Annotated in this window: 10 protein-coding genes and 1 pseudogene; 7 read left to right on the top strand and 4 right to left on the bottom strand. The window is 61.8% G+C overall.

What is annotated here, in order from left to right; all coding sequences use genetic code 11:
• The first annotated feature begins 58 nt into the window (after positions 1-58).
• Complete coding sequence (locus tag QZ564_RS05705) at positions 59-727, top strand: DUF6683 family protein (RefSeq protein WP_297106048.1); 669 nt, start codon at positions 59-61, stop codon at positions 725-727.
• Positions 728-797: 70 nt separating this feature from the next.
• Here QZ564_RS05705 and cobT read toward each other — a convergent pair whose 3' ends face one another.
• Entirely contained in the window at positions 798-1817 is a 1020-nt protein-coding gene (gene cobT / locus QZ564_RS05700; protein WP_297106045.1) for a nicotinate-nucleotide--dimethylbenzimidazole phosphoribosyltransferase, read from the bottom strand.
• A 64-nt stretch (positions 1818-1881) separates the two neighbouring features.
• Between cobT and QZ564_RS05695 the strand changes: the two genes are divergently transcribed.
• Together QZ564_RS05695 and QZ564_RS05690 are read left to right on the top strand one after the other, a co-directional pair.
• Entirely contained in the window at positions 1882-2733 is an 852-nt protein-coding gene (locus QZ564_RS05695) for an adenosylcobinamide-GDP ribazoletransferase (RefSeq protein WP_297106043.1), read from the top strand.
• Between the two features lie 62 nt (positions 2734-2795).
• Positions 2796-3482: a TIGR02281 family clan AA aspartic protease gene (locus QZ564_RS05690; protein ID WP_297106040.1), complete on the top strand. Its 687-nt coding sequence runs from the start codon at positions 2796-2798 to the stop codon at positions 3480-3482.
• Here the strand turns inward: QZ564_RS05690 and dusA are convergent.
• Entirely contained in the window at positions 3479-4501 is a 1023-nt protein-coding gene (gene dusA, locus QZ564_RS05685) for a tRNA dihydrouridine(20/20a) synthase DusA (RefSeq protein ID WP_297106037.1), read from the bottom strand. The genes QZ564_RS05690 and dusA overlap by 4 nt on opposite strands.
• Positions 4502-4669: 168 nt before the next feature.
• On the opposite strand from dusA, the gene QZ564_RS05680 reads away from it, so the two are divergent.
• The 3 genes from QZ564_RS05680 to QZ564_RS05670 all read left to right on the top strand — a co-directional run bounded on the left by QZ564_RS05680 (position 4670) and on the right by QZ564_RS05670 (position 7901).
• A complete protein-coding gene (locus QZ564_RS05680; RefSeq protein ID WP_297106034.1) occupies positions 4670-5119 on the top strand; it encodes a universal stress protein in 450 nt (149 codons plus the stop codon).
• Positions 5120-5192: 73 nt separating this feature from the next.
• A complete protein-coding gene (locus QZ564_RS05675; protein WP_297106031.1) occupies positions 5193-6566 on the top strand; it encodes an FGGY family carbohydrate kinase in 1374 nt (457 codons plus the stop codon).
• Positions 6567-6611: 45 nt separating this feature from the next.
• Positions 6612-7901 carry an NAD(P)/FAD-dependent oxidoreductase gene (locus QZ564_RS05670; RefSeq protein ID WP_297106028.1) on the top strand — a complete coding sequence of 430 codons (1290 nt, stop codon included), beginning with the start codon at positions 6612-6614 and terminating at the stop codon, positions 7899-7901.
• Here the strand turns inward: QZ564_RS05670 and QZ564_RS05665 are convergent.
• Together QZ564_RS05665 and QZ564_RS05660 are read right to left on the bottom strand one after the other, a co-directional pair.
• A complete protein-coding gene (locus QZ564_RS05665; RefSeq protein ID WP_297106025.1) occupies positions 7898-8812 on the bottom strand; it encodes a DMT family transporter in 915 nt (304 codons plus the stop codon). The two genes, QZ564_RS05670 and QZ564_RS05665, sit on opposite strands and share 4 nt — an antisense overlap.
• A 98-nt stretch (positions 8813-8910) precedes the next feature.
• Positions 8911-11430: a glycoside hydrolase family 2 protein gene (locus QZ564_RS05660; RefSeq protein WP_297106022.1), complete on the bottom strand. Its 2520-nt coding sequence runs from the start codon at positions 11428-11430 to the stop codon at positions 8911-8913.
• 215 nt (positions 11431-11645) lie between these two features.
• Here QZ564_RS05660 and QZ564_RS05655 point away from each other — a divergent pair.
• Positions 11646-12171, top strand: a pseudogene (locus QZ564_RS05655) (GGDEF-domain containing protein); the annotation flags it as partial.

The raw sequence follows: 12171 nt of genomic DNA, 5'->3' as shown, positions 1-12171 counted from the left end.
GTCGCAGCGGTCGCATTTTCGCCGTGATCGCAAAGAGGATCGGTCGTTCGGAGGCCAGATGACCCTACGCACGATCTTGATAGTCTTGCTGCTCGGCGCCATGCCTGTCGGCGCGCTGGCCCAGGAAAGCGGGGCATCTGGGGAAGTAGCAGCAACATCCGCCGAGATCGCGTTCGACGCCAGCTACCGGCCGTCGCCCAGTGTTTCGGCGCGGCTGCAGCGCGAATTTCTCACCCGCATCCGCTGGTCCGCCGGCGTTGCGGCGCGCGACAGCCTGGCTGCGGCCTTCGCCGAGCGATCGCCCAGCGAGATCTGGCAGGAACTGGTGGAACCCGATGGCCTTACAACCAACAATGTTGTGGACGCCCTGACCGCCTATTGGGTGCTCAACTGGGTAGCGGCCAACGGAGCCTATTCGCTGGAGATCGACAGCCGGCCGATACAGCGCCAGCTGCGCGCAGCCTTCGCCCAGGACACGACCTTCCACACGCTCAGCGACCAGCAACGGCAGGAAATGGCCGAGGGCTATATCCTGAACTTTCTGCTCGAACACGCCGCGCTCAACGCGGCGCTCGAACAGCAGGACGTTGCCGCTCTGACCCGCCTGGGGACCGCAGCGACAGCCCGCTTCCGATCACAAATGAAGGTGGACCTGCTCTCGGTGGTGCCCGGGCCGGAAGGCTTTGTCGCCCGCACGAAGGAAGACCATAACACTCCTTCCGACTGAACGAGAACGGACGATCTATCTCTTTGACTTGGCGCGAACAGCAAAAAGCGGTGCGCTTGCCCGAACAGTTCTAGCCGGATTTGCCGCTGACGGCGGCGCTGTCGAAGGTCGCCATATTGTTGTGCAAGTGCAGTGCCGTCTTGGTCATGACGGCGGCAAGCGCTGCGCCGCTCCCCTCACCTAGCCGCATGCCCAGATCGAGCAGCCCGGTCTGACCCAATTTCTCCAGCACCTGGGCATGCGCACCTTCGGCCGAGACATGGGCAAACAGACAATGATTGATGGCCGCAGGATTGACGGCATGGGCGATGGCCGCTGCGGCGGTAGCCACATAACCATCAATGATGACCGGCACCTTCTGGTGGCGTGCTGCGATCAGGGCGCCGAGCATGGCACAAATCTCGCGACCGCCCAGACGGGCGAGAATGGCCAGTGGATGGTCAAGCTCGGCGCGATGCAGGGCGAGCGCACGATCGACGACGTCTGCCTTGCGTGCGAGACCCGCATCATCGACGCCGGTGCCGCGACCGACCCAATCGGCGCCGGTGCCGCCATAAAGCGCGGCATAGAGGGCAGCGGCGATGGTGGTATTGCCGATTCCCATCTCGCCCAGGCAGATCAGGTCGGGCTTGCCCGCTACCGCTTCCATGCCATAGGCGATGGTCGCCGCACACATCTGATCATCGAGTGCCGGTTCCTGGGTGATATCGCCGGTGGGGAGTTCCAGGGCCAGCTCGAACACACGCAGATTGATCTCATGCAGACCGCAAATCTGGGAAATGGCAGCGCCGCCATTGGTGAAATTGGCGACCATCTGGGCCGTAACCTCGCGCGGAAAGGCGGAGACACCCTGTTCGGTGACGCCATGATTGCCGGCAAAGATCGTCACCATGGGGTTGTCGAGACGCGGCTGGGACCGATGCTGCCAACGGGCCAGGAATTCGACCAGCAGTTCGAGCTGCCCCAACGATCCCGGCGGCTTGGTCAATTGTGCATCGCGCTGCCGCACGGCAGCGACCGCCTGTTCATCACCATCAGGCACAGCCACGAGCAATTCGACGATGTCGGCGAAGGCAGGGTTGAGTGGCATGGCAGGTCCGGCGCGATGTGTTAGGAAGGCGGGGTCTTGTTGCCCATTACGGAGCGAAAAGCAATTGAGCGAGGAAGGGTCCGCAGCCGGCGCCGCCGACCGCATCGACAATGCCAGTCGCGATGCCTATCGGCCCAATGCGCCAAGGAGCGGAATGGGCTTGAAGGCGGACGTAGTGATGGCCCTCCGGTTCTTCTCGCGCCTGCCAACAGGTGATGCGCCGCATGAGCGGCCCGACCTGGGACGGATCGCCATGGCCCTGCCCCTCGCCTCGGTGGTTATGGGGCTGGGGCCGATCCTGCTGCTGGCCGGTGTCTGGCTGGGCCTGCCACCATTCTTTGCTGCTGCACTTTGCGTCGCTGCCATGGTCGCGGTCGGTGGCGGGATGATGGAGGATTCGCTCGCCGATGCTGCCGATGGTCTATTCGGGGGAACAACACCCCAAAGGCGTCTCGAGATACTCAAGGACAGCCGGCACGGCACCTATGGGGTGGCGGCACTGTGCCTGTTCCTGGTGCTCCGGGTCACTGCCATCGGCAGTGTGGCGGCGCTCAACCCACTCATGGCTGCGGGCCTGTGGCTGGCTGCCAACATTGCGGGGCGATCGGGCGCCCTCTGGCTGGCGGTCAAACTGCCCCCCGCCCGGACCGACGGCGCCGCGGCGGCTGCCGGGGCGCTACCCCTCTCTCGCTTCATCATTGGCACGGTCCTGGCGCTATTGCTGGTCTTTGTGATCGGCGCTCCGGTATCGAGCCTGCTCGGCGTGATCGCCGCCACCTTGGCGGTCGCGCTGGTGGTCCTGGGCTGGACCACGCTGTGCCGCCGCCTGGTAGGCGGACAGACTGGGGACCTCATCGGCGCCGCAGCCGGTCTGGGCGAAGTCGCAGCACTTGCCGTATTGCTCATCTTTGCCTGACGCCTTGAAATCGCCGCCAGCGGGTCCTTTATCCAATGGACGGACAAGAGGGCAGCAATCATATGGTCTTTATCGGCATCGCACTTATCGTCGCGGCGGGGATCGTCCTCCTTATCAGTGCCGATGCGGGCAGTATCGTCGGCCTGAACCAGATGCAGACGGCCCAGCTGGTACCCCTTTTGATTCTTCTCATCGTGTTTGCGAGCGGGCTTTTTGCGCGGCGCCATCGGGCTTCGGAGCTGGTCGGGGGGCTGATGCTCTGGGTTGGCCTGTTTGCCGTGGCCATGGTGACCTATGCCTATCGCGACGAATTGCTGGGCGTAGTGGGGCGCGTCGCCGGTGAACTGCAGCCCGGCATGGCCGTAGTGGATAGCGCCGCCGGCACGGCGACGTTCCGAAGGGGGATGAGTGGTCATTTCGAGGTCAATGCCACCATCAACGGCCACACGACGCCGATGATCTTCGACACGGGGGCGAGTGCCGTGGTGCTGACCATCGCCGACGCACGGGCAGCCGGGGTCGATCTGGAGGGCCTGCGCTATGTCGTGCCGGTACAGACCGCCAATGGCCAGGGCATGGCTGCCAGAACGCGCCTGGACAGTATCGAGGTTGGCGGGATCGTACGTCGAAACCTGACCGCCTTTGTCACGGAGGCCGGCGCGCTGGAGACAGGCCTTTTGGGCATGACTTTCCTCGAGACGCTCAGCCGATACAGCGTCACGCAGAACTCGCTGGAACTGGTGGATTAGCCGACTGCCGCCAGCGCCCGGTCTTCGACCACGGCCAGCGCGCGAAAGAAGACTTCCGGCCCCGCCTCTGGACGGCAGGCATCCACACTCATGATCTGACGAAACTGCCGGGCGCCGGGGCGGCCATTGGCAAGGCCCAGCATATGGCGCGCAATATTGTTCAGCCGCACGCCTTCGCGCAGCTGGCCCTCGGCATAGTCTGCCATCCGCTGCATAATCGCGGGGAGATCCGGAACCGCGCGCGGGTCTCCAAACACCCGCGCATCGACCTCGGCCAGCAGCATGGGATTGTGATAGGCAGCGCGGCCCAGCATCACTCCGTCCATGTGATCGAGGTGCTCGACAGCCTGATCCAGGGTTTCGATGCCGCCATTGATCATGGTCGGCAGCGGCCGGAGGCGCTTCGCCAGCCGATGTACTCGCGGATAGTCCAGCGGCGGGATCGTCCGGTTTTCCTTGGGACTAAGACCCTGTAACCAAGCTTTGCGGGCATGGACATAAAGCGCGTCGACACCGGCTGCGACCATAGCATCAGCGAAGCGGTCGAGACTCTCTTCGGTATCCTGGTCATCAATGCCGATACGGCACTTGACGGTCACCGGGCGATCTGTGGCGTCGCGCATGGCCAGCACGCAATCGGCCACCAGGTCCGGCTCGGCCATCAGACAGGCCCCGAACCGGCCGGACTGCACCCGGTCGGACGGGCAGCCGACATTGAGGTTGATCTCATCATAGCCGAAACTGTGGGCGATGCGCGTGGCTTCGGCCAGTTCAGCTGGATTGGAGCCGCCCAGTTGCAGGGCGACTGGATATTCGCACCGATCAAAGCGTAGATGGCGCTCTGCGTCCCCATGCACGATCGCGCCTGAGTTGACCATTTCGGTGAACAGCAGGCTGTGCCGGGTCAGCAGGCGGTGGAGAAACCGGCAATGCCGGTCCGTCCAATCCATCATGGGCGCAACAGAGAAGCGGCGGGACCGCTCCAGCGTGATTGCGTTGTCTGGCTTAGCGTCGGCCAAGGACAAGGTGCTCCATTAGACTGATCCGTGCGGCCGGGCCCGCAATCCTCTACCGCCCCAGATAGAGCGGGAATCCTTCATGTGCAATGTTCAAGCTGATCTGGATCAATGCCGAGCGCTGTGCGTTGTTCCAGTGTGTGAACACAATCAGCGTCAGGGGAGTTCGTCATGTATTCCAATATTGTCTGCGGTGTCGACGGTTCCGACCTTGCGCACAAGGCCTTGCGTCATGCACTGGCATTGGCAGAAAAAACGGGAGGCAAGGTCACGGCCGTGACTGTTACCGAGCCTTCCATAATCGTCTCGCCGGGCGCCGAAATCATGATGGTGGACACCAGCTCCATCATCGCCGATCTCGACAAGGCAAAGGAGGAATCGGCCAAGGCCATCCTTGACGCGGCCCAAAAGGTCGCGAGCGAAGGCAGCGTCCATCTCTCGGTGATGCATGTGGCGAACAGTCCGGCCGCCGAGGGCCTATTGCATGCCGCCAAGGAGATTTCAGCAGATCTGATCGTGATGGGTTCGCATGGCCGCCGGGGGCTGGGCCGACTACTGCTGGGTAGCCAGGCGGCCGAAGTGCTGGCGCATACAGACCTGCCGGTGCTGGTCGTGAAATAAACTAACATGTCAGTGGTGGAGCGCGGACGAAAAATGGTCTAAGCCCTTGGTGTCCATCCGCCAAGGGAACGTCATGACCAAGACCACTCCGCGTCGCGTCGCCGTTATCGATATTGGCAAGACCAACGCCAAGGTAGTCGTGATAGACACGCAATCCGGCCAGCAGTTGGGGGCGCGGAGTACTGCCAATACCATCCGGACGGACGGGCCATATCCTCACGCTGACGTAGATATGCTCTGGCAGTTCATGATTGGAGCATTGTCTGCACTGCATACCGAAGTTGGCGTGGATGGCATTTCGATCACCACCCATGGCGCCACAGGCGCGCTGCTGGCAGGGGACGAGCTGGCATTGCCGGTGCTGGACTACGAGTTCGAAGGCCCGGAAAGCGTAACCGAGAGCTACGCATCGGTGCGTCCGGAGTTTGCCGAGAGCCTGTCGCCAAAGCTGCCAAACGGGCTCAATTGGGGGGCACAATTATTCTGGCAGTCGCGGCAGTTTCCCGAGGCTTTCGCGCGCGTCACAGCTATCGTTCCCTATCCGCAATATTGGGCCTGGCGGCTGACCGGCAAGCTCGCAAGCGAGGTAACGTCGCTAGGTTGCCATACAGACCTCTGGGCACCTGACCACCGCACATTTTCCAGCATGGTCGACGGGCTGGGTTGGCGTGCACTCTTCCCGGACGTCTTGCCCGCCACCACTATATTGGGAACGCTCAGGCCCGAGCTCGCGGCAGCGACCAGCTTGCCGGCCGAAACGCCGGTGACCTGCGGTATTCACGATTCGAATGCTTCCCTTCTGTCACATCTGGGCCGTCACGAAGCACCCTTCACCATCGTCTCCACCGGCACCTGGACAATCCTGATGACGGTGGGAGGTGATACTGGAAGCCTGGACCCGAACAAGGACAGCCTGGCCAATGTGGATGCCTATGGGCGGCCAGTCCCGACAGCGCGATTCATGGGCGGGCGCGAGTTCGACATGCTGGTACCCGAAATTGCCGAACCGACCGAGGCCGATCTGGCCCATGTGATTGACCATGATGTGCAGGCGCTGCCCAGCTTTGTGCCGGGTGTGGGGGCCTTCGGGCGACGCCGGGGAAATTGGACGGTCGATCCCGATGCGTTGACACCGGGGCAAAGGACGGCAGCTGCCTCTCTCTACCTCGCCTTAATGGCAGAGGCCTGCCTCGGGCTCTGCGGCTTGGGGCGCAGCATCACGCTGGAGGGGCCGCTGGCGCGCAACCGCTTGTTTGGTGCGGCATTGGCGCAACTGGCAGGCGTGCCGGTAATGGCCTCCGGCGATGCCACGGGAACAAGCCTGGGGGCCAGCCTGTTGTTCGGTGGGGCATTGACCATTGGCGATGACAGCCATGCGCTGCCGGTACTGCAAGCCGAAGGCTGGGATGCCTATGTCGAGAGGTGGAGACAGCGAGCGGCAGAGTGAATCTGTGACCTGCCGCGCCGCCCGAATACGCTGAGGAGACTGTCCATGCCTGCCACCAGACATCGTGTCGTGATCGTGGGTGGTGGATTTGGCGGTCTGGCAGCGGCCAAGGCAATGGCGAAGGCTGATGTCGACGTCGTGCTGATCGATCGGCGCAACCATCACCTGTTCCAACCGCTGCTCTACCAAGTAGCCACCGCTGCTCTGAGCCCATCGGAAGTGGCCTGGCCGATCCGTCACCTGCTGCGGCGGCAGGATAATGTCCGCGTGCTCATGGGCACGGTGAAGGGGGTCGACATCACGACCAAGCAGGTGCAGTTGAAGGACGGCGGTCGCGAGACCTATGACAGCCTCATCCTGGCTACGGGTGCGCAACACGCCTATTTCGGCCATGATGAATGGGAGCGTTTCGCTCCGGGCCTCAAGACAATCGAGGACGCGACGGCGATCCGCCGGAAACTGCTGCTGGCGCTGGAAGCGGCCGAGCGTGAACCGGATGATGAACGCAGGCGCGCGCTTCTGACATTTGCAATCATTGGCGCCGGCCCCACAGGTGTGGAGATGGCAGGGGCAATCGTCGAACTGGCACGTACCAGTATCAAGGGCCAATTCCATACGCTCGATCCTAAGGACCTCCGCGTCGTACTGATCGAGGGCGGTGATCGCGTCCTGCTCAACTTCGATCCAGTGCTCTCGGCCTACACGCTCGAGGCGCTGACGGAGATGGGTGTCGAGGTCGAGTTGGGGCAGATGGTCAGCGGCATCGATGCCGAAGGCGTCACCTTCGGCAAGCAGAGGCTTGAAACACACACAGTCATCTGGGCAGCGGGGGTTGCGGCGTCGCCAGTGGCCCGATGGCTCGACATTGAGGCCGACAAGGCAGGCCGCGTGCCGGTGCAAGAAGACCTGACGGTGGCAGGCCCGGAGAATGTCTACGTCATTGGCGATGTTGCCAGCATAACGCAGAAGAACGGCAAGCCGGTGCCGGGATTGGCGCCGGCCGCCAAACAGCAAGGCAAATATGTGGCAAAGGCCATCAGCAACAAGCTTGCGGGACGCCCCATCGAGCCATTCACCTACAAGCATGTCGGAGACTTGGCTACCATCGGCAAGAGCTCGGCGGTGATCGATTTCGGCTTTACCAAGGTCAAGGGCTGGCCGGCCTGGTGGCTCTGGGGCATCGCGCACATCTACTTCCTGGTAGAGACGCGCACACGCATCTTCATCACCATGAGCTGGCTGTGGATCTACCTGACCGGCCAGCGCAGCGCGCGGCTGATCACCCATGGGTCAGCGCCCACCGAAAAGCCGCTGGACGAAGTGGACGAAGACTAACGTTCCGGACCGATGACGGTCTGTGGCCGGGCAAGCGTGCGCTCGCGCAGCCAGATGTACAGTCCCGAGCCAATAACAATCGGGGCACCGACATAGAGCCAGATATCGGGCGGCTGGTTGAAGATCAGCCAACTTGCAGCGGCCAGGAAGAAAATCTGGAAGTAGGAGAACGGCGCCAGCACCGTCGCCGGCGCCAGGCTCGATGCGACCGTGATCAGTTGATGCCCCAGAAAGCCAAAGGCACCGATCGAGAAGAAAACGAACCAACCATCCGGCGAGGTCGGCAGCGACCAGAAGAAGGGCACGACCGGCATCAGAAAGACCGTGGCAAAGATGCCTACATAGAACTGGCTGGTCGCCGCGCTGTCATAGCTGGCCACCTTGCGGGTGAGCAGCATGTAGAAGGCCGTGCTGAGGGCCGCTGTCAGGGAGAGGAGCGTGGCCGGATGGAAGGCGTCGGTGCCCGGCCGCACGATAACCAGCACACCCAGGAAACCAACAGCTATTGCGCTCCACCGGCGCCAGCCGACCTGCTCGCCCAGGAGCGGCACCGACAATGCGCAGATCAGCAACGGCACGGTGAAGGCGATCGAGCCGGTCACGGTCAGCGGGAGGTATTGCACGGCCAGGAAATTGCAGCCCGTCGCGCCGAGCAGCGCCAGTGCGCGAAAGATCTGTAGCCTGGTGTTGGCCGACCGAAGCATGGCGCGCCCGTGCCGCGGGAGGTGAACCACAGCCACAAGCACAAGGTGAACGGCGTAGCGCAAAAAGACGATTTGCACGAAGGAAATACCGACCAGACCCAGCCATTTGGCTGAGGAATCGATGCCGGTGAACATCAAATAGGCGAGCAGCGCCAAACCGATACCGAGCAGTCGGCTCTCGGCAGGCGGGGTATAGGGTTGTGACATGGCTATTCCAGTGGCCGGGCAAGAATGGCGGCCACCAGAAAGGCTGAACAGAAGCGCGCCGCAAGTCAATGCGGCGCGCTCAAAAACTTGTATGGAAGCTAGAAGGTCTCCGCCAGATGCCGCAACTTCAGCGACCCGGCCAGCTCTGCGGACGAGACGGTGGCGCCGTTTCGAGGCTCGAACACCAGCTCTACCGTTCGTCCCGGCAACAGGGTCAGCGCGTTGTCCGAGAAATAGCCGGGAACGTCGACCGAGGCCGTCGCAAAGAAGGCCGGGTGGTCTGCCGTCAATGACAGAACCGCCTTGCCATCGCGATCGGACCATTCAGCGCGGATATCCGCACCAACCAGCTCATAGGCCTTGTAGGGCTTGGGGAAATAATCGTTGCTGCCCAGGTGGTTGCCGTGAGCATCCTTCCAACTGAAGTAAAGGAATTCATCCTCTTCGAGGTCAGCATAGGGAATTTCGGTGACTGTGATTGCGGCGTCCGCGCTCACCGCCGAATTGCCGGAAAAAACCGTGCGGCTTTCCCCTGTCACCTTCACCGCCATGACCTCCAGGCTGATCGAGACAGGGCGACCGGTATCGTTGATGGCGCGCAATGCGATCTGATCGGGCAATTGGCCTTCGACGGGCGTACCGCGTGAATTGGTCTCAACCTCGGTGATCTGGGGAACAGCGACGACGTTGACCAGATTGTAGAAGCGACGCGCCATATAATGCATAAGCTTCCACTGCCCGCCGTAGTCCAGGCTCGACCAGCTCGCCACCGGCCAGATATCGTTGATCTGCCAGTAAAGCGTGCCCATGCAGCGCGGCTTGGTGGAACGCCAGTATTCGATGGCCGTCTTGATGGCGAGCCCTTGCTGGATCTGGGAGAGGAACACCATCTGATCGAAATCGCGCGGGAAGCGGAAGTAGCGCGTCATCGTTTCAAGGATGCGCGCATTGCCGCCGGCGTTGCGCTGGTGGTTCTCCATCACCGGCGAGGACGGGTTGCGATCCTTCGGCTCCGAGAATGTCTCGATGACATTCATCGAGGTGAAGGACTGGAAGCCGAATTCGGAGGCGAAGCGCGGATTGACCGTGCGATAGGCCTCGAAACTCTTGGCCGAGTGCCAGACGTCCCAATAGTGCAGGTCGCCACGGGTGTCGGAATGCCAGCCATCGGAGAAATCCATATAGCCCAGCGATGGTGAAGAGGGCCAGAAGCGGCGGACCGGATCTTCATCTTCGACGATGCGATGCAGCATCGAATTCAGCCGGTCGTAGTTTGCTATGTAGCGCTCCTTGTCGGCCTTGGTCTCGGGATACCAGGTGAGCGAGCCGATGACTTCGTTGTCCCCGCACCATAGGGCAATCGAGGCGTGGTGGCTGAGGCGCCGCACCTGCTGGGTGATTTCGGTTTCAACGCTCTTGAGGAAGGTGCGGTCGGACGGATAGCTCATGCAGGCGAACATGAAGTCGTGCCAGATGAGAATGCCGAGCTCGTCGCAGAGGTCATAGAACCAATCGGGTTCATACTGGCCGCCACCCCAGATGCGCAGCATGTTCATGTTCGCGGCCTTGGCGCTTTCGAGCAGATCGCGCACCACGGCGGGCGTGGCGCGGCTGGGAATGGCGTCGGCCGGAATCCAGTTGGCACCCATCATGGTGATGTCTCGGCCATTGATGCGGCACTTGAAGGTGTGGTCGATCTCGTCCTTTTCGACCACCCAGTCGAGCCGGCGGAGGCCGATCTTGCGGGTCGTGACTTCGCCTTCAAGATTGGTCGACATTTCGTAGAGCGGCTGGGCACCCTGCCCTGCCGGCCACCAGATCTTTGGGTCCCGGATGGTGACATTGTGGGTGAAGAGATTCTCGCCCTTCTGGACTACCACCTTGTCGGTAATGACCTGCCCGTCGATCGTGTGTTCGAGTTCAACCTCGCCATGAGCAAAGGCGAAAAGGAGAGTCTTTATCGAGAGTTCGACGCTGTTCTGCCCGTGGACCTGGTCGACCTGCACGCTCTCCTGCCGGGCGAGGCGCGCCTTGCGGAGGCTCATGGTGCCGTAGACGCCGATGGGCATCAGGCAGATGCCCCAGTCCCAGCCGGCATGGCAGGCCGCCTTGCGGATGAAGTTCATGTGGATGCCCTTCAGCCCGTTGGTCTGGTAGTTCTTGGTAAAGGGGATCGGGAAGGGATGGGCGTCGGCGCGGGCCTTGGCGACATCCGGCGCGATACCAAACTCGATCCGCAGGGTGTTCTCGCCCGCGTGCACCTTGCCGGTCACATCCAAGTCGTTTCGCACGAAGCTGTTGTCGGTGCGGGCGATCTCCTCGCCATTGAGAAAAATGGTGGCGATGCAGTCGACTTCGGCCAGCGTCAGGGTCAGATAGCCATTGATGTCAGCCTCCGTCGCGACAAAGCGGCGCTCGACCACCCATGCGGTTTCATTGACCCACATCACCTGCTTTTCGTTCTCGCCGAAATAGGGATCGGGGATCAGGTTGGCGGCCAGCAATGCGTGATGCACATCGCCCGGCAGGGACATCGTCGTGGCAATGTCACGCCCGATTGCGGTCAGCGTGAATTCGCCGCCCAGGCCGAGGGCAGAATTGTGAGTTGGTACGGGCATGAGCGTTCCTCCGATTTCGGCGTGGGCCGAAGCAAGTTGGCCAATTACCAGCCAATGCAATCGATTTCAATGCAACGTTACAAACGAGCTTCGGTGGACTGACGACAATTGGAGGGCGCCGAGGAAACGTTCCACCATATGCGAACTGTCGAAAACGTTTTTACGGATAAATTAGGACTTCTCCGCATAGGCTCCCCGCACGAAAGGCGTGCTTGATGTCCCTGCTCAGGCGATTTTCCAGGATAGTCTCGGCTCCAGCCGACACGCCCGAACTCGTCCTCGCACAGTGGCGCGCCCTCAGCCGGCAAATACCGCTGCTTTACATCATGCTGGTGTCGAATACCCTGATCCTGGCTTGGACGCATATGCGCGTGGCCCCGATCGAATTGACGCTTTATGTTCCAGGGGCGCTCGCCGTCTTGTGCGCGGTGCGAACGGTAGTCTGGTGGCGAACCCGCCACAGGATTCCCCAGCCTTCGAAAGCTCGTGCCAATCTGCGGGCAATGATCTGGATCGGAGCGGCGCTGGCACTGGGATTCACAAGCTGGAGCTTCAGCCTGTTCCCTTATGGAGATGCCTATCTCAGATCGCAAATTGCGTTCTACATGGGGATTACCACGATCGGCTGCATGTTCTGCCTCATGCATGTTCGCGTCGCGGCTCTCGCCGTGGGCCTTTGCGTCCTCGTCCCATTCACCGCGTTTTTCATATCTTCGGGCGAAGAGACGCTGGTCGCCATTT

Source organism: uncultured Devosia sp. (genome assembly GCF_913055165.1).
In the GTDB taxonomy this organism is placed as follows: Bacteria; Pseudomonadota; Alphaproteobacteria; order Rhizobiales; family Devosiaceae; genus Devosia.
Note: the sequence above shows the minus strand (reverse complement) of the source record. Positions and strands in the feature narration are given on the sequence as shown.